This is a genomic window from Streptomyces sp. NPDC028298 (assembly GCF_055565895.1).
This window is the reverse complement of sequence record NZ_JBVHTL010000005.1, coordinates 600,469-621,049: the sequence shown is the minus strand read 5'-3', so window position 1 is coordinate 621,049 and position 20,581 is coordinate 600,469. Positions and strand designations below refer to the sequence as shown.

The 20,581-nt window shown below is 74.0% G+C and carries 19 protein-coding genes; 5 read left to right on the top strand and 14 right to left on the bottom strand.

All coding sequences use genetic code 11. The features are described 5' to 3' along the window. Positions 1 to 120 precede the first annotated feature (120 nt). From ACZ4TO_RS25425 to ACZ4TO_RS25395, 7 genes are all read right to left on the bottom strand, one after another. Positions 121 to 306 carry a hypothetical protein gene (locus tag ACZ4TO_RS25425; RefSeq protein WP_328554209.1) on the bottom strand — a complete coding sequence of 62 codons (186 nt, stop codon included), beginning with the start codon at positions 304 to 306 and terminating at the stop codon, positions 121 to 123. A gap of 58 nt (positions 307 to 364) precedes the next feature. Beyond that, positions 365 to 961, bottom strand: coding sequence for a hypothetical protein (locus tag ACZ4TO_RS25420; protein ID WP_382784274.1), 597 nt, complete (start codon positions 959 to 961; stop codon positions 365 to 367). A gap of 229 nt (positions 962 to 1,190) precedes the next feature. Further along, positions 1,191 to 1,988, bottom strand: coding sequence for a type III pantothenate kinase (locus ACZ4TO_RS25415; RefSeq protein ID WP_339130709.1), 798 nt, complete (start codon positions 1,986 to 1,988; stop codon positions 1,191 to 1,193). 7 nt (positions 1,989 to 1,995) lie between these two features. Beyond that, positions 1,996 to 2,973 carry a carboxylating nicotinate-nucleotide diphosphorylase gene (nadC, locus tag ACZ4TO_RS25410; protein ID WP_382784120.1) on the bottom strand — a complete coding sequence of 326 codons (978 nt, stop codon included), beginning with the start codon at positions 2,971 to 2,973 and terminating at the stop codon, positions 1,996 to 1,998. A 5-nt stretch (positions 2,974 to 2,978) separates the two neighbouring features. Beyond that, positions 2,979 to 4,748, bottom strand: coding sequence for an L-aspartate oxidase (locus ACZ4TO_RS25405; RefSeq protein WP_382784117.1), 1,770 nt, complete (start codon positions 4,746 to 4,748; stop codon positions 2,979 to 2,981). After that, a complete protein-coding gene (gene panC / locus ACZ4TO_RS25400) occupies positions 4,745 to 5,737 on the bottom strand; it encodes a pantoate--beta-alanine ligase (protein ID WP_382784115.1) in 993 nt (330 codons plus the stop codon). Before panC ends, ACZ4TO_RS25405 begins: the two co-directional genes overlap by 4 nt. Next, the gene (locus ACZ4TO_RS25395) at positions 5,734 to 6,672 is read right to left on the bottom strand and encodes a Rossmann-like and DUF2520 domain-containing protein (RefSeq protein ID WP_382784112.1); all 939 of its coding nucleotides are present in this window, start codon (positions 6,670 to 6,672) and stop codon (positions 5,734 to 5,736) included. The genes panC and ACZ4TO_RS25395 overlap by 4 nt, the downstream gene beginning before the upstream one ends. 306 nt (positions 6,673 to 6,978) lie before the next feature. On the opposite strand from ACZ4TO_RS25395, the gene ACZ4TO_RS25390 reads away from it, so the two are divergent. Then, positions 6,979 to 8,124 carry a threonine aldolase family protein gene (locus ACZ4TO_RS25390; RefSeq protein WP_468025293.1) on the top strand — a complete coding sequence of 382 codons (1,146 nt, stop codon included), beginning with the start codon at positions 6,979 to 6,981 and terminating at the stop codon, positions 8,122 to 8,124. Between the two features lie 134 nt (positions 8,125 to 8,258). On the opposite strand, the gene ACZ4TO_RS25385 is transcribed toward ACZ4TO_RS25390, so the two are convergent. Beyond that, positions 8,259 to 8,477, bottom strand: coding sequence for a hypothetical protein (locus tag ACZ4TO_RS25385; RefSeq protein WP_382784107.1), 219 nt, complete (start codon positions 8,475 to 8,477; stop codon positions 8,259 to 8,261). Positions 8,478 to 8,635: 158 nt separating this feature from the next. Between ACZ4TO_RS25385 and ACZ4TO_RS25380 the strand changes: the two genes are divergently transcribed. After that, positions 8,636 to 9,745, top strand: coding sequence for a DUF5937 family protein (locus tag ACZ4TO_RS25380; protein WP_467849520.1), 1,110 nt, complete (start codon positions 8,636 to 8,638; stop codon positions 9,743 to 9,745). Between the two features lie 253 nt (positions 9,746 to 9,998). On the opposite strand, the gene ACZ4TO_RS25375 is transcribed toward ACZ4TO_RS25380, so the two are convergent. From ACZ4TO_RS25375 to ACZ4TO_RS25365, 3 genes are all read right to left on the bottom strand, one after another. After that, complete coding sequence (locus ACZ4TO_RS25375) at positions 9,999 to 10,631, bottom strand: AAA family ATPase (RefSeq protein ID WP_382784099.1); 633 nt, start codon at positions 10,629 to 10,631, stop codon at positions 9,999 to 10,001. 80 nt (positions 10,632 to 10,711) lie between these two features. After that, on the bottom strand, positions 10,712 to 11,383 hold the full coding sequence (locus ACZ4TO_RS25370) for a response regulator transcription factor (protein ID WP_361684771.1): 672 nt from the start codon (positions 11,381 to 11,383) through the stop codon (positions 10,712 to 10,714). Between the two features lie 53 nt (positions 11,384 to 11,436). After that, positions 11,437 to 12,639 (bottom strand): sensor histidine kinase, encoded by a 1,203-nt coding sequence (locus ACZ4TO_RS25365; RefSeq protein WP_382784095.1) that lies wholly within the window; start codon positions 12,637 to 12,639, stop codon positions 11,437 to 11,439. Between the two features lie 151 nt (positions 12,640 to 12,790). On the opposite strand from ACZ4TO_RS25365, the gene ACZ4TO_RS25360 reads away from it, so the two are divergent. After that, a complete protein-coding gene (locus ACZ4TO_RS25360) occupies positions 12,791 to 13,945 on the top strand; it encodes an SAM-dependent methyltransferase (RefSeq protein WP_468025292.1) in 1,155 nt (384 codons plus the stop codon). Here the strand turns inward: ACZ4TO_RS25360 and ACZ4TO_RS25355 are convergent. Further along, positions 13,910 to 15,061 (bottom strand): NADH-quinone oxidoreductase subunit D, encoded by a 1,152-nt coding sequence (locus tag ACZ4TO_RS25355; RefSeq protein ID WP_468025291.1) that lies wholly within the window; start codon positions 15,059 to 15,061, stop codon positions 13,910 to 13,912. The genes ACZ4TO_RS25360 and ACZ4TO_RS25355 overlap by 36 nt on opposite strands. A 31-nt stretch (positions 15,062 to 15,092) precedes the next feature. On the opposite strand from ACZ4TO_RS25355, the gene ACZ4TO_RS25350 reads away from it, so the two are divergent. Both ACZ4TO_RS25350 and ACZ4TO_RS25345 read left to right on the top strand, forming a co-directional pair. Beyond that, on the top strand, positions 15,093 to 15,596 hold the full coding sequence (locus tag ACZ4TO_RS25350) for a PH domain-containing protein (protein ID WP_468025290.1): 504 nt from the start codon (positions 15,093 to 15,095) through the stop codon (positions 15,594 to 15,596). Beyond that, complete coding sequence (locus tag ACZ4TO_RS25345) at positions 15,593 to 16,984, top strand: PH domain-containing protein (RefSeq protein WP_385043408.1); 1,392 nt, start codon at positions 15,593 to 15,595, stop codon at positions 16,982 to 16,984. The genes ACZ4TO_RS25350 and ACZ4TO_RS25345 overlap by 4 nt, the downstream gene beginning before the upstream one ends. Before the next feature lie 112 nt (positions 16,985 to 17,096). Here ACZ4TO_RS25345 and ACZ4TO_RS25340 read toward each other — a convergent pair whose 3' ends face one another. Both ACZ4TO_RS25340 and ACZ4TO_RS25335 read right to left on the bottom strand, forming a co-directional pair. Further along, positions 17,097 to 18,941, bottom strand: coding sequence for a DNA polymerase III subunit gamma/tau domain-containing protein (locus ACZ4TO_RS25340; protein ID WP_468025289.1), 1,845 nt, complete (start codon positions 18,939 to 18,941; stop codon positions 17,097 to 17,099). A 360-nt stretch (positions 18,942 to 19,301) separates the two neighbouring features. Beyond that, positions 19,302 to 20,432: an alpha/beta hydrolase gene (locus ACZ4TO_RS25335; protein WP_382784079.1), complete on the bottom strand. Its 1,131-nt coding sequence runs from the start codon at positions 20,430 to 20,432 to the stop codon at positions 19,302 to 19,304. Positions 20,433 to 20,581 lie beyond the last annotated feature (149 nt).

Here is a 20,581-nt window from a genome sequence, read left to right as displayed (position 1 = left end):
GGGCGTACGACTCGAAGGACGCAGGAAACGTCCGAGTCGTACGCCGGTGACGCCGCGGCCCGCCGGGGTCGGGCCCGCTCCGAGGGGAGCCGGGCCGAGCCGCGCGGGGCCGCCCGGGGCTCAGGCCCCGGCGTCCTTGGGGGCCGAGGCCTGCTGAGCGGCCTCCACGCGCGCGAGGGCGGCGTCGACGACCCCGTCCTCCTTGGCCTTGTTGGCCCCGCCCTGACTCTTCACGATCGTCACGATGAGCCCGATGAAGAACACGGCCATCACTACCGGGGGCACGAGCGCGGAGACGTAGTCCATGCCCCCAGAGTAGCCAGGGGGCGCCGTTCCGGGCTCGGCCGGGGTCCGGTGGCCGCCGCTAGCCCGCCGCGAGCTGCTGCGGCGGGTCGGCCGGAGGGGGGCCGGGCTTGCGGCGGGGCGGGAAGACCTCGCCGGGGGTGGGGATCGGGCGGTCCGGGCGGGGGGAGCGGACCGGCGGCTGGGGCTGCGGTCTCGGCTCGGGCCTCCGGTCGGGCTCCTCGGCGGCGCGGCCGCCGGGAAGGGCCAGCAGACGGGTGCGGGACGGGGGCACCGAGGTGACCGCGCGGCCCGCGAGCCGGGCGCGCACGTCCTGCTCGGCGAGGACCCGGCAGCGCTCCAGGAGAGCCGCCGCGACGGGATTGCCGCGCAGTGCGCGGAGCGCGGCGAGGTCGTCGGGGTTCGGCCGGTATCCGGAGGCGAGGACCTCCTCCAGAAGGGCCAGATAGCCGGCGGCGGTGCCCGGCAGGGCGGCCCGGTAGCGGGCGAGGTCGGCCCGCAGGAAGGCCCGGAGCCTGGCCCCCTCGTGGGCCGCCTCGTCGAGGGACTCGGCGAGGCGGAGGAAGTCCTGGACGTCCTCGGCCGAGACGGGGCTGGGGTGCAGGGCGAGGGCGAGGGCACGACGGAGCACACGCAGCTCCTCCGCACCGAACGCCATGCCGCCGTGGGATCCGTAGGGCGTGGGCATGGGGCGACGATACGTGCTAATCAGACAAAATCCGCATAGCGGAAGAAATGTGGCGCGTCCTGCCTTCGCCGGTTAGCGGGGGTCGGGCCTCGGGCGTCCGGTGTCGGCCCGGGAACGCCCGAAGGGGCCCCGCGAACGCGGAGCCCCTTCGGTACCGACTGCCCGGCCGCCCGGCCGCCCACGGCGAGGCGGGCCGAGGTCACATGCGCGAGACGTTCCGCTCGTACACCAGACGCAGCCCGATCAGCGTCAGCCACGGCTCGTGCTCGTCGATCACCGAGGACTCGCCGAGGACCATCGGAGCCAGTCCGCCGGTCGCGATGACGGTGACGTCCTCGGGATCGTCGGCGAGCTCGCGCGCCATCCGGTTCACGACCCCGTCGACCTGGCCCGCGAACCCGTAGATGATGCCGGACTGCATCGCCTCGACGGTGTTCTTGCCGATCACCGCGCGCGGCCGGGCCACCTCGATCTTGCGGAGCTGCGCGCCCTTGACGCCGAGCGCCTCGACGGAGATCTCGATGCCGGGAGCGATGACGCCGCCGATGTACTCGCCGCGCGCGCTGACCGCGTCGAAGGTGGTCGCCGTACCGAAGTCGACGACGATCGCCGGGCCCCCGTACAGCTCGACGGCCGCCACGGCGTTGATGATCCGGTCGGCGCCGACCTCCTTCGGGTTGTCCGTGAGGATCGGCACGCCCGTCTTGACGCCGGGTTCGACCAGGACGGCGGGGACGTCGCCGTAGTAGCGCCGCGTCACCTCGCGCAGCTCGTGCAGCACGGACGGCACGGTCGCGCAGATCGCGATGCCGTCGATGCCGTCGCCGAGCTCCTCGCCGAGCAGCGGGTGCATGCCCATGAGGCCCTGCAGCAGCACGGCGAGTTCGTCGGCGGTGCGGCGCGAGTCGGTGGAGATGCGCCAGTGCTCGACGATCTCCTCCCCGTCGAAGAGGCCGAGGACCGTGTGGGTGTTGCCCACGTCGATGGTCAGCAGCATGCCGGGGTTACTCCGCCGCTCGCAGGTCGAGGCCGATGTCGAGGATCGGGGAGGAGTGCGTGAGCGCCCCCACCGCCAGGAAGTCGACGCCGGTCTTCGCGTACGCCTCGGCGTTGGCGAGGGTGAGCCGGCCGGACGCCTCCAGCAGGGCGCGGCCGGCGACGAGGGCGACCGCCTCCTCGCACTCGACCGGCGTGAAGTTGTCCAGCAGGATCAGGTCGGCGCCCGCGTCGACGACGTCGCGCAACTGGTGCAGGGTGTCGACCTCGACCTCGACGGGGACCTCCGGGAACATCTCCCGTACGGCCTTGAAGGCCTCGGCCACACCGCCCGCGGCGACCACGTGGTTGTCCTTGACCAGCGCCGCGTCGGACAGCGACATGCGGTGGTTGACGCCACCGCCGCAGCGCACCGCGAACTTCTCCAGGGAACGCAGGCCCGGCGTGGTCTTGCGGGTGTCCCGCACCCGCGTCTCGGTGCCCTCCAGCGCGTCCGCCCACGCGCGCGTGGCGGTCGCGATGCCGGACAGCCGGCACAGGAGGTTGAGGGCGCTGCGCTCGGCCGTCAGCAGGTCGCGGGTGCGCGTGGTGACGCTCAGCAGCTTCTGGCCGGCCTCGACGCTGTCGCCGTCGTCGACGTGCCGCTCGACCTCGAACTCGTCGGTGCAGACCACCGACAGGACGGCCTCGGCGACGCGCAGGCCCGCGACGACGCCCGCGTCCCGGGCCGTGAAGTCGGCGGTGGAGACGGCGTCCTCGGGGATGGTCGCGACGGTCGTCACGTCCACACCGTGGTCGAGGTCCTCCTGGATCGCCACGTTCGCGATGTCCTCGACCTCCAGCGGGTCGAGACCGGCGTCGGCCAGGAGCTGGGCCAGAGCGGGATCGAGGCCGCACTCCATGTACGCCTCGTCCATGTCTGCGCCGCAGCCGCAGCCGTCGCCGCAGCCGCCGCTCTCGGCGAGGGGAAGGTCGTGGGTGCTCACTTCGGTCACTGCTCCTGGGGACGGGACGGGGGCGCCGGGTGGGGCTGCCGGGATGTCGGGGGGAAGTCTGCGGTATCGGTGGTGCGGACGGCGAGGGTCCGGTCGGGATTCAGCCGTACGACGATGTGGCGGCGCCACTGGTCGTCGTCACGGTCGGCGTGGTCCTCCCGCCAGTGGCACCCTCGGGTCTCCTCGCGCAGCAGCGCGGCGGCGACCAGGACGCGGGCCACGCACAGCAGGTTGGTGGCCTCCCAGGTGTCGACGCCCGGCTCGGCGGTCTTGCCGTTCTCGTCCAGGGCGTCCCGCGCGTCGGTGTGCAGCCGCTGGAGCTGCTCGGCGGCGGCCGCGAGGGACTCGGCGGAGCGCAGCACACCGGCGCCGCCCGTCATGATCCGCTGGATCGCGAAGCGGGTCTCGGGGGCGAGCAACGGGTGCGCGGGCGTCTCGGGGTGCGGGACCGGCTGGGGCACGCGCGCGTGCAGACCGTCCTCGGCGTGGCTCGCCGCGATGTCCGCGGCGATCCGCTCGGCGTAGACGAGGCCCTCCAGCAGCGAGTTGGAGGCGAGCCGGTTCGCGCCGTGGACGCCCGTGCAGGCGACCTCGCCGCACGCGTACAGGCCGGGGACGGTGGTGCGGCCCCGGGCGTCGGTGCGGACGCCGCCGGAGGCGTAGTGGGCGGCCGGGGCGACCGGGACGGGCTCGGTCACCGGGTCGATGCCGTGGGCGCGGCAGGCGGCGAGGATCGTGGGGAAGCGGTGCTCCCACATGGCGGCGCCGAAGTGCCGGGCGTCGAGGAACATGTGCTCGGCGTCCTGCTCCAGCATGCGGCGCGTGATGCCCTTGGCGACGATGTCCCGGGGCGCCAGTTCGGCGAGCTCGTGCTGTCCCACCATGAAGCGCACGCCGTCGGCGTCGACCAGGTGCGCGCCCTCGCCGCGTACCGCCTCGGAGACCAGCGGCTGCTGGCCCTCCGCGTCGGCGCCGAGGAAGAGGACGGTCGGGTGGAACTGGACGAATTCGAGGTCGGAGACCTCGGCGCCCGCGCGCAGGGCGAGGGCCACTCCATCGCCCGTGGAGACGGACGGGTTGGTGGTCGCGGAGTACACCTGGCCCATGCCGCCGGTCGCGAGGACCACGGCGGGGGCGTGGACGGCACCCACGCCGTCGTGCTGGCCCTCTCCCATGACGTGCAGGGTCACGCCCGCGGTGCGGCCCTCGGCGTCCGTCAGGAGGTCGAGGACGAGCGCGTTCTCGACCGTGCGCAGACCGCGCGCGCGGACCGCCTCGACGAGGGCCCGGGAGATCTCGGCGCCGGTCGCGTCACCGCCCGCGTGCGCGATGCGGCGGCGGTGGTGGCCGCCCTCGCGGGTGAGTTCGAGGGCGCCCTCGGAGGACTCGTCGAAGTGGGCGCCGGTCGCGATGAGCCGGCGGACCGCGTCGGGACCCTCGGTGACGAGGATGCGCACGGCCTCCTCGTCGCACAGGCCCGCGCCCGCGACCAGGGTGTCGTCCAGGTGCTGCTCGGGGGTGTCGCCCTCGCCGAGAGCGGCGGCGATGCCGCCCTGTGCCCAGCGGGTCGAGCCGTCGTCCAGGCGGGCCTTGGTGACCACGACGGTCCGCAGCCCCGCGGCCTCGCAGCGCAGCGCGGCGGTGAGCCCGGCGACGCCGGAGCCGACGACCACGACGTCCGCGGTCAGGGCCCAGCCCGGGGCGGGCGCGTGCAGGCGTATGCCGGTGCCAGTGGCGGTGTCTGAACCTGTGCCTTTGCCGGTCACGAGGCGGCTCCGAAGGTGAGGGGGATGTTGTCGATCAGGCGGGTCGTCCCGACCCGGGCGGCGACGGCGAGGACCGCCTCGCCGGTGAAGTCGTCCGGGACCTCGGTGAAGTCGTCCGGGTCGACGAGCGCGAGATAGTCCAGGACCAGCGGCGGCCGCAGACGGGCCGCCTCGTCCAGGACGAGGCGGGCGGCCGAGCGGACACCGCCGGGCCAGCCGGGCACGGCCTTGGCGACCGCGTGCGCGTCGGCCGCCGCCCGGGACTCGCCTATGGCGCTGAGGGCCTCGGCGCGCTCGCGCGTGGCGGGCACCTCCAGGGCACGCGCGCGCAGTGCCTCCTGGGCTGCGTGCCGGTCGCGGCCGGCGAACAGGGCCTGCGAGAGGGCGAGCGCGGTGCGCCGCTCCTCGGCCGAGAGGTAGCGGTTGCGGCTGGAGAGGGCGAGCCCGTCCTCCTCGCGCACGGTGGGAACACCGGTGATCTCGACGCCGAAGTTCAGGTCGCGTGCCATGCGCCGGATCAGGGCGAGCTGCTGGGCGTCCTTCTGGCCGAACAGGGCCACGTCGGGCCGGGTCAGGTGCAGCAGTTTGGCGACGACGGTGAGCATGCCGTCGAAGTGGCCGGGCCGTACGGAGCCCTCCAGGCGTTCGCCCATGGGTCCCGCGGAGATCCGGACCTGGGGTTCGCCGCCGGGGTAGACCTCGTCGACGGAGGGGGCGAACACGACGTCCGCGCCCGCCTGTTCGGCGAGCTTCAGGTCGGCGTCGAGGGTGCGCGGGTAGCGGTCGAGGTCCTCGCCCTGCCCGAACTGGAGGGGGTTCACGAAGACGGTGACGACCACCTCGCCCGTCTCCCCCGCGATCTCGCGGGCGGTACGGATCAAGGTGGCGTGGCCCTCGTGGAGGGCGCCCATGGTCATCACGACGGCTCTGCGGCCGGTCCGGGCCCGCGCGGACAGTTCGCCGGCGGTGCGCAGCAGGGCGGTGGTCATCGGGTGTCTCCCTCGGTCCCCTGGGTCGCGTCCGTCCCGGCGGCGAGTACCCCCAGGAGGTCCTCGGCGAGTTCCGGCTTGAGCAGTCCGTGGGCGAGCGCGCGGTCGGCGGTCGCACGGGCCATCGCCAGATAGCCGGCGACGGTCCCCGGGGCGTGCCGGCGCAGTTCGGCGACGTGCGCGGCGACCGTGCCGGCGTCTCCGCGCGCGACGGGGCCGGTCAGGGCGGCGTCGCCCGACCTGAGCGCGTTGTCCAGGGCGGCGCCGAGGAGCGGGCCGAGCATGCGGTCGGGGGCTTCGACGCCCGCGGTGCGCAGGAGTTCCATCGACTCGGCGACCAGGGTCACCAGGTGGTTGGCGCCGAGCGCGAGGGCCGCGTGGTAGAGCGGGCGGGACTCCTCGGCGATCCACTCGGGCTCGCCGCCCATCTCGATCACGAGGGCCTCGGCGGCCAGCCGGAGCTGGTCGGGGGCGGTGACGCCGAAGGAGCATCCGGCGAGCCGCTGGACGTCCACCGCGGTGCCCGTGAACGTCATCGCGGGGTGCAGGGCGAGCGGCAGGGCGCCCGCCCTGAGGGCCGGGTCGAGCACGCGCGCGCCGTACCGTCCGGAGGTGTGCACCAGGAGCTGTCCCGGGCGCACGGCGCCCGTCTCGGCGAGTCCTTCGACGAGGCCGGGGAGCGCGTCGTCGGGGACGGTCAGCAGGACGAGGTCGGCGCGCTGGAGGACCTCGGCCGGGGACACCAGCGGGACGTCCGGCAGGAGCTGTGCAGCCCGCCGCCTGGAGGCGTCGGAGACGCCGGAGACGGCCACCGGGCGGTGTCCGGCGAGCTGGAGCGCGGCGGCGAGCGCGGGTCCGACGCGGCCGGCGCCGACGACGCCGACGGTCAGCCGCGCGGGGCGGTCCTTGGGCTCTGGCTGGGGATACGTACTCACGCGACGGCGGCCTTCCGTTCCAGTCCGCTCGGGGTACCGGACGATTTCTCGTCATGTTAACGCGATTGGTCCGACGGGAGTCCGGCCGTCCACAGGCTGTGGGTTTCCGCGCGCCGCGACACCGGTGCGGACCCTGACCGGGTGAACGGGATTTCCACAGGTCACCGGCGTGCGGAATTCGAGGTGACCGGCCGGGCCCGCGCGGGCCATGATCGTGGGATGAGCGATACGTCGGCACGAGGCGGTACGGACCCCGCGGAGCGGGGCGGGGCGGACCCTGCGGGACAGGGCGGGGAGGGGGCGGGGATGTCTCCCGAGGAGCGGTTCGAGCGGCGCGTGGCGGCCTGGAAGGCGGCCGGGCGGGTGCTCTGGCGGCCGGGCTACCAGTTGTCGCTCCGCGAGCGCCTGGCCTGGCTGAACGAGGGCGCCGGTGAGGTGTGCGACCTCGACGAGCGGGTCGACATGTACGGCGGCGGCCTCGTCGAGACCCTGGAGGAGCGGGTCGCCGAGCTGCTGGGCGCGGAGGCGGCGGTCTTCTTCCCGACCGGGACCATGGCCCAGCAGGTCGTGCTGCGCTGCTGGGCGGGCCGGACCGGGAACCCGACCGTGGCCCTGCACGGGCTCAGCCACCCGGAAGTCCATGAACGGCAGGCCTTCAGCCAGGTCAGCGGCCTGCGCCCGGTCCGTGTGACGAACGAGCCCCGGCTGCCGACCGCCGAGGAGGTTCGGGACTTCCCCGAGCCGTTCGGCGCGCTGCTGCTGGAACTGCCGCTCCGGGACGCCGGTTTCGTCCTGCCCACCTGGGAGGAGCTCACCGAGGTCGTGGAGGCGGCCCGGGAGCGGGACGCGGTGGTGCACATCGACGGGGCCCGGCTGTGGGAGTGCACCCCGCACTTCGGCCGCCCCCTGGCGGACATCGCCGGCCTCGCCGACAGCACGTACGTCTCGTTCTACAAGTCGCTCGGCGGTTTCGGCGGTGCCGCCGTCGCGGGGCCGAGGACGCTCGTGGACGAGGCGAAGACCTGGCGGCACCGGTACGGCGGCATGATCATCCAGCAGTTCCCGACCGTCCTGTCGGCGCTGATCGGCCTGGAGCGGGAGCTGCCCCGGCTGCCCGAGTACGTCGCCCACGCGCGCGTGGTGGCCGGAGCGCTGCGCGAGGGCTTCACGGAGGCGGGGGTCCCCTGGGTCCGTGTCCACCCGGAGGAGCCGCACACCCACCAGTTCCAGATCTGGCTGCCGTACGACCCCGACGTCCTCGGGGACGCGGCGCTGCGGCAGGTCGAGGAGACGAAGACCGGCCTGTTCGCCCAGGGCTGGAACCCGGGCGGCCCGGGACTGGCGTACACCGAGGTCACCGTGGCCGAACCGGCCCTGGAGTGGACGGCGGACGACGTGAAGGCGGCGGTCCGCACGTTCGTGGAGCGGCTGCCGGACCGGAACGGCTCGTAGTCCGGGAGCGGGCGGAGCGGGCGGGGCCTCTCGGGCTTCTCGGGCTCCTCGCGGGCCGGGACCTCTGGCGGTCACGGCTCCGGGGCCGGGAGGCCGGGCGGTCATGGCTCCGGGTGCGGGAGGCCGGGCGGGGCTCAGCGGGCCGGCCGGCCGTGTCCGCCGTGCAGCCAACGGCCCAGGGCTCCGCGCAGCCGCCCACGGGCCGGACGTCCGGCCATGACGGCCCGGAACCGGCGGTTCTCGCGCACCTCCCGCGCGGTCTCCCAGTCGTGGCTGCCGGGCGCCGGAGGCGGGGCGTCCCCGTGCTGTGAGGACCGGTAGCTGTCCAGGATGTACTGCTGGGTGATGCTCATGGCCGACCGCCTCTCGGGAGAGGGATGGGGTCCGAGGGCCCCGTGCTGACTGCCCCGGTCGTCCCAGGTTGCGCCTGATCACAGCGGCTGTCGCCTTGATTGACGGCCGTCGTCAATCGACGGCGGCCGCTGTCGGTGGCGGGGTGCACCATGGGGACATGAGCGTGCGCATCGACGTCGGCGGCCTGCGGCCGGAGCGGGTCGCCGTCGTGCCGTCGCCGCTGGCCGAGCTGGGGATGGCGCTGCACGCGCTGGCGGAGCCCGGGCACCACCCCGGGCTGCAGGGCTGGACGACGGGAGTGACCGCCGGGCTCGACGCCCACCTCGCGGACCGCATGTGCGAGGCGGACTTCCTGTGGCGCACGACGTTCTCGGACCTGTTCCTGCCGTGCGCGGGCGTCCCGGGCGGCGCCTCGGTGCCGGGCGGGACCCTGGCCGAGGACCTGGACCTGCTGGACAAGCTCACCGACGAGCAGTTCGTGGACGCGGCCCTGGAGTTCACCTGCGCGCTGGCGTACGGCACCGAGGGGCCGCACGCCCTCTCCGACCCCGAGGTGCAGCGCCGCGCCGTGGATCTGGCCGCCTCGCGGGGGCCGCAGCAGACCCGGTTCACGGAGCGGCTGCTGATGGACCCGCCGGGTGTGCGGGCCTGGCTGCGGCAGTTCCTGGAGGACTGCGACGAGGCGTTCTTCGCGGAGACCTGGGCCCGGCTGCGCCACCCGCTGGCCGCGGAGGCCCGGCACAAGACGGATCTGCTGCGGCACAAGGGCCTGTCCGAGGCGCTGGCCTCCGTCTCCTCCGCGCTGTCCCTGGACGAGGCGGCGCGGATCATCACCGTGGACAAGCTGACCGAGGGGAGCACCACGGTCACGGCGGACGGCGGTCTGCTGCTGGTCCCCACCAGCCTCGGGCGGCCGCACCTGATGGTGCTGCACCGCTATCAGTGGCAGCCGGTGCTGCACTACCCGGTCAGCTCCCCGGAGCTCGCCGCCCCGCCCTCCGTCGAGCAGCTCACCCTGCGGATGGCCGCCCTGTCGCACCCGGTCCGGATGCGCATCTGCCGGCATCTGGCCCGCAGCGCGTACACCACCGGCGAGCTCGCCCAGGTGCACGGCATGACCGCGCCGGAGATATCCCGGCACCTGAGCGTGCTCAAGAAGGCGGGTCTGATCACCACCCGGCGGCGCGGCCGCTATGTGCTGCACCAGCTCGACGTCGGCGTGGTGGCCCGGCTGGGGAGCGACTTCCTGGAGGGGATCCTGCGCTGAGGCGCGCCGCGGGGGCCGGCTGACACCGGTGCGTGGGTCGGGGCCGTGCCGATGCATCAGCCCGTCGCCGTTGGACGGAGACGTGGCCGTTAGTGGCGACGGGCAAAATCCAGCCCCTCCGGCGTTTGAGGAGCGGGGTCTGGGGCGGAGCCCCGGGTGCGATGGGGGTCCCCCTGGTCGAGCGAAGCCGAGACCTTGGGGGAGGGTAGGGGCGGAGGGGGCGAGAGACGAGGGTGGCGGGGCCCAGGGGCGGTCAGTCGAAGCGGATGTGGCGCACGCTCGTCCGCGCGCGGCGCAGGCGTCCGCGCAGGGCGCCGTCGCGGTTCGGAGCGAGGGTCAGCCCCGCCAGGACCGCGATGCGCTCGGCGGTCCTGGCGACCGACGTCTCGTCGGTCCACAGGTGCTCGGCGAACTCCGGCTCGCGCAGCCGCTCCAGGCAGTGGTCGAGCCGCCCCACCGCCCAGCTCTCGCGCCGCAACGGGGCGTCCTTCCCGGCGACTTGGCCCACGAAGTGCCCGAAGCCGCGTTCGCGCAGCCGCCGCAGGACGGTCTCGCGCTCGGCCAGCAGCGTGAAGTGCCGTACGTCGTGGCCCCGTTCACGCAGCCGCCCGACCGTCTCCGCGAAGTACCCGGGGTCCGTGACCGTCATGGGGGCGATGACCACACCGTCCCGTTGGCCGAGCGCGAGGTCGAGCACCTCGACCACACCCTGCCGCCAGGACACCAAGTCCTGGAAATCTCCCCGGAGTTCGGGCGGGAGCATCCGGTGCAGGCCGAAACCGGCGTGTTCCGGATCGCAGATGACGCTGCCGGGCAGCCGGCGCCGGATCTCGTGTGCGGTCTGTGTCTTGCCGCCCCCGAAGGGCCCGTTGATCCACAGAAGCATGGGCTGACCCTAGTGCGCGCCGGTCACGTCCCGGTCACGTCTCCGTGCCGCGCCCGGCCGGCAGGCCGCGGCTTCGCACGTCAGCCGAGGCCGCCCGCCCGGACGAGGCCCGTCTCGTAGGCGAGGACGACCACCTGGACCCGGTCCCGCAGTCCCAGCTTGGTGAGGATGCGCCCGACGTGGGTCTTCACGGTGGCCTCCGAGAGGACCAGGCGGGCCGCGATCTCCCCGTTGGACAGGCCCTGCGCGACGAGGATCATGACCTCGCGCTCGCGCTCGGTGAGCCGTTCAAGGCCCTTGTGCTGGGGCTCCTTGCCCGCGTTGGGCAGCAGCGGCGCGAACCGGTCGAGCAGCCGCCGGGTGGTGGACGGCGCGACCACGGCGTCGCCGCTGTGCACGGAACGGATGGCGGCGAGCAGCTCACCCGGGGGCACGTCCTTGAGCATGAAGCCGGAGGCGCCCGCCTTCAGTCCGGAGAACGCGTACTCGTCGAGGTCGAAGGTGGTCAGGATCAGGACCTTCGGCGGGTTCGGGTCCGAGCAGATGCGGCGGGTGGTCTCCACGCCGTCGAGCTTCGGCATGCGTACGTCCATGAGGACCACGTCGACCTCGGTGGCGGCCAGCACCTGCAGGGCCTCGACGCCGTCGCCCGCCTCGGCCACGACCTCCATGTCCGGCTGGGCGGCGAGCACCATCCGGAAGCCGGTGCGCAGCAGCACCTGGTCGTCGACGAGCATCACGCGGATCGCCATCGGGGGCCTTTCACTAAGTCGGGGCCGGTCCTCGGACCGGGTGTGTACAGGTGTCAGTGGGCCGCTTTGAGCGGCAGCAGGGCGCTGATGCGGAAGCCCCCGCCGGGGCGCGGCCCCGCGTCCAGGGTGCCGCCGACCATGCCGACGCGCTCCCTCATGCCGATCAGTCCGTGGCCCTGTCCGTCGGCGCCGCCCTCCTCGTACAGCTCGTGGGGCGCTCCCTTGCCGTCGTCCTCGACGAGCAGCCCGAGGCCGTCGTCGAAGTAGACCAGACGCACGCTGGCGCCCGCGTTCGGGCCTCCGTGCTTGCGGGTGTTGGTGAGCGCCTCCTGGACGATGCGGTACGCCGTGAGCTCCACCCCGCTGGGCAGCGGGCGCGGGGTGCCCTCCACCTTGAAGTCGACGGGCAGGCCCGAGGTGCGGCACTGCTCGATGAGGTCGTCGAGCTGCTCGACGTCGGGCTGGGGCACGTACTCGCCGACCTCCTGGTGCTCGCCCGTGCGCAGCACGCCGAGCAGTCGGCGCATCTCGGCGAGGGCCTGCCTGCCGGTCCCCGAGATGGTCTCCAGCGCCTTCCTGGCCTGCTCCGGGGCGGTGTCCATGACGTATGCGGCGCCGTCGGCCTGAACCACCATCACCGAGACGTTGTGCGCGACGACGTCGTGCAGCTCGCGTGCGATCCGGGCGCGTTCGGCGGCGACCGCGACCTTGGCCTGCGCCTCGCGCTCCTTCTCCAGCCGGGCGGCCCGCTCCTCCAGTTGCGCCAGGTAGGCGCGGCGGGTGCGGATCGAGTCGCCGAGCACCCAGGCGAGCGCGAACGGCACGGTCTGGAAGATGGCGATGAAGACGCCGCCCGGCCCGCTGGACTCGGTGGGCCAGCGGAGCTGCGCGAGCGTGCCCGCGCACAGGCCGCCGATCAGCGCGAGCCGGGAGGCCCAGCGGGCTCCGTTGGCGGCGACCGTGTAGATGATCACCAGCATCGCGAAGTCCTCGGGCGCCGAGGGGACGTCCAGGACGAGCTGGGCGAGGCCCGCGGCCACGGCCAGGAGCAGCATCTTCTCGGGCATGCGGCGGCGCAGCGCGACGACCGCGCTCAGCGCGAAGGCGATCGGGAGCGCCACGGCGGTCGACGACGGCCCTTCCGCGGCGCCGTTGACATTGCTGATGCTCACCCAGGAGATCCCGAGCAGGGCGACGGCCCAGAAGGTGTCGACCCATGTCGGGTACCTGCGGAGAAGGTCATAGAGGCGCTGCACGTAACCCAGAGTAGGGAGGCGTTCGGTGTGCCCGGGTCAACCGGAGGACCGATCCGGGACCGCTCCTCGTACTCCCCAAGGTGGATGCCCCCCGCTCCGGGGCACCGGGAAGCGGCCCGGGAGAGCCTGGGGCGTGGCCTAGCCTGGCCCGGTGGACGGTGCGGCTGCGGGTGAGTGGCGTGGGTGGCGCGAGGCGGCGGAGGAGGCCCTGTACGGGCCCCGCGGCTTCTATCGCCGCCCCGAGGGACCCGCGGGGCATTTCCGGACCTCGGTGCACGCCTCCCCGCTGTTCGCGGGCGCCGTGGCGCGGCTGCTGTGCCGCCTCGACGCGGCGCTCGGCCGCCCGGACCCGCTGGCCTTCGTGGACATGGCGGCCGGCCGCGGCGAGCTGGTGAGCGGCGTCCTCGCCGCGCTCCCCGCCGACGTGGCCGGCCGTGTGCGCGCGTACGCCGTCGAGCGGGCGGACCGGCCGGAGGGCCTCGACCGGCGGATCTCGTGGCTCGGCGAGCCGCCGCGGGGCGTCACCGGGCTGCTGTTCGCCAACGAGTGGCTCGACAACGTGCCCGTGGACGTCGCCGAGATCGGCCCGGACGGAGCGGCACGGCGGGTCCTGGTCCGCGCCGACGGGACCGAACGCCTCGGGGAGCCGGTCACCGGGGAGGACGCCCGCTGGCTGCGCACGTGGTGGTGGCCCGTTCCCGACGACGGGCCCGCCTCGGGGGCGGAACCGGCCCCCGAGCGCGTACGGGAAGCGCCGCACCCACCAGGGGCGGGAGCGGCTCCCGGGGCGCCCCTCGCGCCCGCCGAGGGCGCGCGTGCGGAGATCGGGCTCCCCCGGGATCTCGCCTGGGCCTCCGCCGTGGCGGCGCTCGACCGGGGACTCGCCGTCGCCGTCGACTACGCGCACTTCGCGAGCGGACGGCCGCCCTTCGGGACCCTCACCGGCTTCCGGGACGGACGGGAGACGGCACCGGTGCCGGACGGCTCGTGCGACCTCACCGCGCACGTGGCGCTCGATGCGTGCGCGGCGCCCGGGGGCCGCGTGGTGACCCAGCGCGCGGCGCTGCGCGCGCTGGGCGTGAGCGGCGCCCGCCCCCCGCTCGCCCTCGCGTCGACGGACCCCGCCGGCTATGTGCGCGCCCTCGCGGGCGCCGGGCAGGCGGCGGAACTCACCGCGCCGGGCGGGCTGGGCGACTTCGGCTGGCTGCTCCGGCCCGTCGGCTTCCCCGACGGGCTCCGGGACTCCCCCGACGCGGTCCTGCGCGAGGCCCTACTTGTCGATGTCCCCGACCACGAAGAACAGTGACCCGAGGATCGCCACCATGTCGGCGACGAGCGTCCCGGGCAGCAGTTCGGTGAGCGCCTGGATGTTGTTGAAGGACGCGGAGCGCAGCTTCAGCCGGTAGGGGGTCTTCTCGCCCTTGCTGACGAGGTAGTAGCCGTTGATGCCGAGGGGGTTCTCGGTCCAGGCGTAGGTGTGGCCCTCGGGCGCCTTCAGGACCTTCGGCAGGCGCTGGTTGACCGGGCCGGGCGGCAGCTCGGCCAGCCGGTCCAGACAGGCGTCCACGAGGTCCAGGGAGTTGTGCGTCTGTTCCAGGAGGCACTCGAAGCGGGCCAGGCAGTCGCCCTCCTCGCGCGTGACGACCTTCAGGGTGTCCTGGAGCTCCCCGTAGGCGAGGTAGGGCTCGTCGCGGCGCAGGTCGAAGTCGACGCCGGAGGCCCGCGCGATGGGGCCGCTCACCCCGTACGCGTGCACGGCCTCGGGCGCGAGGGCGCCCACCCCGCGGGTCCGACCCCGGAAGATCTCGTTGCCGAGCACCAGGTCGTCGTAGACGCCCATCCGCGTGCGCAGAGCGGCGACGCAGGCACGCGCGCGTGTCGTCCATCCGGCCGGGAGGTCCTCCTTGAGGCCGCCGACGCGGTTGAACATGTAGTGCATGCGCCCGCCGGAGATCTCCTCCATGACGTGCTGGAGCTCCTCGCGCTCCGTGAAGGCGTAGAAGATCGGGGTGATCCCGCCCAGCTCCAGCGGATAGGAGCCGAGGAACATCAGGTGGTTGAGGACCCGGTTGAGCTCCGCGAGCAGCGTGCGCATCCATACCGCGCGCGCGGGGACCTCCATGCCGAGCATCCGCTCCACGGCGAGGACGACGCCCAGCTCGTTCGAGAAGGCCGACAGCCAGTCGTGGCGGTTGGCGAGCATGATGATCTGGCGGTAGTCGCGCGCCTCGAAGAGCTTCTCGGCGCCGCGGTGCATGTAGCCGATGACCGGCTCCGCGTGCTGGATCCGCTCACCGTCGAGTACGAGCCGCAGTCGCAGCACGCCATGGGTCGAGGGGTGCTGGGGGCCGATGTTGAGCACCATGTCGGTGCTCTCGGCAGCGCCGCCGATGCCGACCACGGTCTCCGTCGTGGGAGTCATGGCCACAGTCTCTCGTACGTACGCTTGCCGCATGGAGACGGGGAGCGCGCGGACCGAGGAGAGCGCCCCGGGGGAGCCGGTCTGGACCGGACTGCCTCCGGGGCTGCTGCGGATGCGACGGCTGTTGCTTGTGGTGTGGCTGGGGCTCCTGGCGATCGCCGTCGGACTGCTCCTCGCCCTGTTCGCCGGTCCTGGCTGGGCGGCCTTCGCCCTGCTGCCGCTCGCCCTCGTCGCGTGGGGCTGGCGCATGCTGGGGCGCAACTGGCGCTCCTGGCGGTACGCGGAGCGCGCGGACGACCTGCTGATCAGCCGAGGCGTGCTGTGGCGTGAGGAGACCGTGGTGCCGTACGGGCGCATGCAGCTCGTCGAGGTGACCTCCGGGCCGCTGGAACGTCACTTCGGGCTCGCCAGCGTGCAGCTCCACACGGCCGCCGCGGCCACCGACGCGTGCATCCCGGGGCTGGACCCGGCCGAGGCCGAGCGGCTGCGGGACCGGCTCACCGAACTGGGCGAGGCACGATCGGCGGGCCTGTGAGCACGGCCTCCCCGGACTCCTCGGGGCCCCCGTCGGCCGCCTCCGGAGCACTCCCCGGCACGCCGGGCGCACCGGGCGACGGCGCGTCCGTACCGGAGGCGGAGCCGCTGTCCGAGCGGCGGCTGCACCCCGTGACCCCGTTCCGGCGGGCCTGGGCCCCGGTCGCGGTCCTCGCCGGCTGGGCCGTCCACGACCCGGGCCAGGCGCAGGAGCAGATCTCCCGGCTCACGACGACCGCGCTGCTCCTTGGGCTCGCGGTGGTCGTGCCGGGCGCCGCCCTGTACGGCTTCCTGAGCTGGTGGTTCACCCACTTCGCGGTGACCGGCACCGAACTGCGCATCCGCACCGGCCTGTTGTTCCGCCGCACCGCGCACATCCGGCTCGAACGGCTCCAGGCCGTCGACATCACCCAGCCGCTGCTGGCCCGGGTCGCGGGGGTCGCCAAGCTCAAGCTCGACGTCGTCGGAGCGGACAAGAAGGACGAACTCGCCTATCTGGGCGAGGGTGAGGCGCGGCGGCTGCGTGCCGAACTCCTCGCCCGCGCGGCCGGGTTCGCGCCGGAGTCCGCGCACGAGGTCGGCGAGGCGCCGGTCCGGCGGCTGCTGCACGTACCGCCCGCCGTCCTCGCCGCCTCCCTGCTGCTCACCGGCGCCACCTGGGCCTCCCTGGCCGCCGCGCTCGTCGTGCCGACGCTGCTGTGGCTCGCCACGCACAGCGCCTGGACGGTCCTCGCGACCGGACTGCCCCTGCTCGGCGCGGCGGGAGGCGTCAGCGTGGGACGGTTCGTCGGCGAGTACGACTGGACGGTGGGCGAGTCGCCCGACGGCCTGCGCATCGACCACGGCCTCCTGGACCGTACGCACGAGACCGTGCCGCCCGGACGCGTGCAGACCGTGCGGATCGTCGAACCCCTGCTGTGGCGCGGCCGATGGGTGCGTGTGGAGCTGGACGTGGCCGGGTCGTCGAACACGGTCCTCGTGCCCGTCGCTCCCCGCGAGGTCGCCGAGGCCGTGATCGCCGTCGTGCTGCCCGGAGTGACCGTGCCCGCGGCCCTGGACCGGCCGCCGCGGCGGGCCGGGTGGTGCGTGCCGTTCTGGTGGCGCGGGTACGGACTCGCCGTCACCGGCTCCGTGTTCGCGGCGCGCCGCGGGCTGCTGCGGCGCCGCCTGCACCTGGTCCCGCACGCCAAGGCGCAGAGCGTCCGGCTGACGCAGGGGCCCTGGGAGCGCTTCAAGGGGCTCGCCGACGTCCACATCGACGCCGGCGCCGGCAGGACGGTGACGGCGCGGCTGCGGGACGCCGACGAGGCGCGGGCCCTCCTCCAGGCGCAGGCCGACCGGTCCCGCACGGGACGCCGGGAGGCCCGGCCGGACCGCTGGATGGCCTGAGGCCCGCCGGGCCCAGGGAGCGGAATCGGGTGAGGGCGGTGGCTTCGTGCCACCGCCCTCACCCGCTCGTGCCTGCAATGCCCCGGTCACGCCCGCTCGGCGGCCCCGCCGGTCAGGAGGCCGCGCTCCGCAGCCCCGTCATGTCGATGTGCTCGGTCTCGTCGTGCTCGGTCAGGTCGATGACCTGGCGGTCGGCGCCCTCCGGAGTCTGGCCCGCGGACCGGGTCCCGGCCGCGCCGGCCTCGGCCTCGTGCTCGGCGAGCGCCTCCTGACCGACCACGTCGGCGAGGTCCTCGTTCTGCACGGCCTCCACGGCGGCGGCCTCGGACGCCTCCTTCTGCGTACCGAAGAAGTCGAACCCTCCCTCGACCGAGGGGCGCCGCACCGGCGCGGGCTGCGGGACGACGGCCACCGCGGTCGGCACGGTGAAGTGCCCGGAGCGCTGGGCCGACCTGGCGGGCGGAAGCGCCGCGCGCGCCGGAGGCGCCGTCACGGCCCGGCGGGCCCTGTCGGGCACGGTGGACGACGACTCGGCGTCGGCGGCCGCGCGCTGGTGCTCGCGGGCCGCCTCGGGCTTCCCCTGCGCCCCACCCGCTTCCGCGACGGAGTCCGCGGAGGGACCCGTCCCGGTGGCCGGAGCGCTCTTCGGGGCGGCCTCGCCGTTCGCGGCCGTGTCCCGCTCGGCCACCCGGTCCCTCGTCGCGACGAGGTCCTTCGTGGCGGCCGCGCCCTTCTGCATCGCAGCGCGCTTCGCCGCCGCGTCCCGCTTGACGGCCGCGTCGAGCGCGGAGCCGCCGGGAGCGGGCACGTCGTTCAGGGACCTGGCGGTCGCGGTGCGGGTCTCGGGGACCTCGGCCGAGGCGGTTCCGGGGGCGGCGGCTTCGCGGTCCGCGTCCGGCAGCGCGAGCGCCACGGACGTCGACGCCGTCCCGGTCCCGGTGCCCTCCGGGGCCTCGCCCACTGTCCGGTTCAAGGCCGCTCCGGCCCGCAGGAAGAGCGACGAACCGGCCGGGGAGAAGACCTCGGGAGACTCGTCGGCCCTGGCACCCGCCTCCGCCTTCGCGTCGTCCTCGTCGTCCTCCGTCTCGGAGACCGCGTCGTCGTCGGGCGCGATGAAGGCCTCGATGGCGTCCGACCCGCTCACCGGCGCGTCCGACCCGCTCGCGGCCACTCCGCCCCCGGAACCGTCGGACGGCGCCGGGTCCTCGGACGCCTCGCCCGATGCCGGGCCCTCGGACGCGTCCGGTTCGCCGGAGGCGTCGGGCGCCTCGGCCGTCCCGGTCGTGTCCGGCGCGTCCGCCGTTCCGGAGGAGTCAGCGGTGTCCGCGGTGTCTCCGGAGACCGGAGTGGCGTCCGGCGTGGCGCCCGGGTCCGGCGTGCCGGAGGGGTCCTGGGTCTCGGCGGACTCGATGGTGTCGGCGGCCTCGACGGTGTCGATGGCGTCGACGGCGTCGATCTCGTCCGGAGCCGTCCGCGCGGCAGGCAGGGCACGGGCGGGTACCGAAGCCTCTATGGCGAGCTGCCGGCGACCCTCCAGGGCGGTGGCCCGCTCGGTCTCGGCCGTGGCGTACCGCCGCAGCAGCGCCGCGTGCTCGTTGCGCAGGCCGGCCAGCTCGGTGCGCTTGGCGCGCAGCTTCTGCTCCAGCTTGGCGCGCAGTTCGCGCGACTCCTCGAGGTCCGTCTCCAGTTCGGCGACGCGCTCCTCGTGACGCCACTCGTCGCTCGCCCGCGCGCGCGTGAGGTCGGCGACACGTTTGCCCGCCGCGGTGTCCCATTGGCGCAGGACGACCGCGCTGACGACCGCCGTCGCCGCGGCACCGGCGGCCAGGACACGGAGCGCGAACGCGTCCGTGAACAGCCAGGGGCCTATGGCGCAGACGAGCGACACACCGGCGATCGCCGAAGAAGGCAGCACCCTGTGCAAGGGCGGGGAATGGCGGTGGCGTCCACGTGGCATGGCCAGAAACTTACCGCGCGTAGGCGAATCTTGGTGCCCCGCCCGGTAAAAACCCAGTGTCCCCGCAGGCTTTGTCCTGTACCAGGCACCTACAGGGCACACCGCTTGTCCCACAAAGCCCGTCCCGCCCCCCGATCGCACCGGCTCCGCGATCAATTCCACGGGCTCCGGACAGTTCCCGAATCGTCATCACCGGGAGGCGGCATTCCTCCGGGAACGGCATTTCCGGGTGCCGGACGACCCAATTGGTCCCGGGACGCCCCGGGGCGCGTCCCGGCCGGTCCGGCGGGGCCCGGCTGTCGCTGGGACGTCGTGTCCGGCGGGGCCCGCCGGTCGCTCGGACCTCGTGTCCGGCAGGGCTCAGCGGTCGCTCAGCCGTCCGCTGAGCCACTGGAGAGCACCCGGGATCTCCCTCCGCCAGGTGTTGAAGTTGTGGCCGCCGCTCTCGAGGATGATCGACGAGATCCTGGTGGGGTTCCTGGATTTCACGAGGTCTATGAAGTCGAGCGTCGCCTTGTAGTTGGATTCACCCGCCTTGCTGCTGGTGACGAGGAGCGAGGTGTCCGGGGCGGGCTTGTTCTTCAGGTACCAGCGCAGATCGGCGCTGTCGCGCAGGGCCTTGTCGCCCCGGAAGAGGTCACCCGTGGTCCGGTCGATCGGCGCCTTGTAGTACGGCGAGAGGCCGGCGCCCGCCGCGTACACCCCGGGGTGGTGGACGGCGAGTTTCAGCGCGCAGTACCCGCCCGTGGAGTCGCCGATGATGCCCCAGCTCCGGGGATTTCCGCCCACCCGGTAATGCGCCGACACCGCCTCGGGCAGGTCCTTGGCGAAGAAGGACTCGGTCTGCGGCCCGCCGGGGATGTCCACGCACTCGGTGTCCCGCGGCGGAGCGACGGTCGGCCGCAGCATCACGAGGATCATCGGCTGGGTCCTGCCCTCCTTGACCAAACGATTCGCCGTCTGCGGGAAGTGGAGCGCCTTGATGAGCGCCTTGGCCGTGCCGGGGTACCCGGTCAGCACGGTGACCGCCGGGAACGTACGGGTGCGGTAGCGCGGCTGGAAGTACTCCGGCGGCAGGTACACGTACGCCGGTGTGGCGATCCGGGTCGTACGGCCGACGATGTCGATCTTCTGGATCTGGCCGCCGGTCCGCGGCCGCGCGCCGCCCGAGACGGCCACCTGCTCGGTGTCCACGACCTGGAGGGGGCCGCCGCCCGGCCCGTTGGCACCGTCGTGGTCGACGACCACGCCCTCGCCCCTCTCGCGCCCGAGGAGATCCGCCCAGCTCGCGTAGAACCCGAACGCCTGGTTGACGGACAGTCCGACGGAGGCGAACAGCATCACCTGGGTGGCCAGCAACAGCCCGACACGCCCGCTGACGGACCGCCAGGTACGCCGGGAGAGGCGGGGCCACCACCACACCGTGCCGACGAAAAGCAGTACGGCGAGCACGACCACCAAAGCCAGCATCTTGTTGCTCGTGAGACCCATGGGGTGCACCGCCTGCGCTTTCCGTCCGGGTCCGTCCCGCCCATTGGCGAGGCCTTGCCCTGGACTTTCCTTGCCTTTTGAACCGGCTTTCCGGAAGGGAGTGAACCTGTCTCCCCAAGACACCGTCCTAGAGGGCGCAATGTCGCCGG

Bases quoted from the DNA above. Each gene is read 5' to 3' on its own strand.
- ACZ4TO_RS25415 (WP_339130709.1), bottom strand. From the start codon at position 1,988: ATGCTGCTGACCATCGACGTGGGCAACACCCACACGGTCCTCGGCCTC.
- ACZ4TO_RS25335 (WP_382784079.1), bottom strand. From the start codon at position 20,432: ATGGGTCTCACGAGCAACAAGATGCTGGCTTTGGTGGTCGTGCTCGCC.
- ACZ4TO_RS25370 (WP_361684771.1), bottom strand. From the start codon at position 11,383: ATGGCGATCCGCGTGATGCTCGTCGACGACCAGGTGCTGCTGCGCACC.
- ACZ4TO_RS25380 (WP_467849520.1), top strand. From the start codon at position 8,636: ATGAGCGTGCGCATCGACGTCGGCGGCCTGCGGCCGGAGCGGGTCGCC.
- ACZ4TO_RS25385 (WP_382784107.1), bottom strand. From the start codon at position 8,477: ATGAGCATCACCCAGCAGTACATCCTGGACAGCTACCGGTCCTCACAG.
- ACZ4TO_RS25355 (WP_468025291.1), bottom strand. From the start codon at position 15,061: ATGACTCCCACGACGGAGACCGTGGTCGGCATCGGCGGCGCTGCCGAG.
- ACZ4TO_RS25340 (WP_468025289.1), bottom strand. From the start codon at position 18,941: ATGCCACGTGGACGCCACCGCCATTCCCCGCCCTTGCACAGGGTGCTG.
- panC (WP_382784115.1), bottom strand. From the start codon at position 5,737: ATGACCACCGCCCTGCTGCGCACCGCCGGCGAACTGTCCGCGCGGGCC.
- ACZ4TO_RS25390 (WP_468025293.1), top strand. From the start codon at position 6,979: ATGTCTCCCGAGGAGCGGTTCGAGCGGCGCGTGGCGGCCTGGAAGGCG.
- ACZ4TO_RS25425 (WP_328554209.1), bottom strand. From the start codon at position 306: ATGGACTACGTCTCCGCGCTCGTGCCCCCGGTAGTGATGGCCGTGTTC.
- ACZ4TO_RS25420 (WP_382784274.1), bottom strand. From the start codon at position 961: ATGGCGTTCGGTGCGGAGGAGCTGCGTGTGCTCCGTCGTGCCCTCGCC.
- ACZ4TO_RS25350 (WP_468025290.1), top strand. From the start codon at position 15,093: ATGGAGACGGGGAGCGCGCGGACCGAGGAGAGCGCCCCGGGGGAGCCG.
- ACZ4TO_RS25375 (WP_382784099.1), bottom strand. From the start codon at position 10,631: ATGCTTCTGTGGATCAACGGGCCCTTCGGGGGCGGCAAGACACAGACC.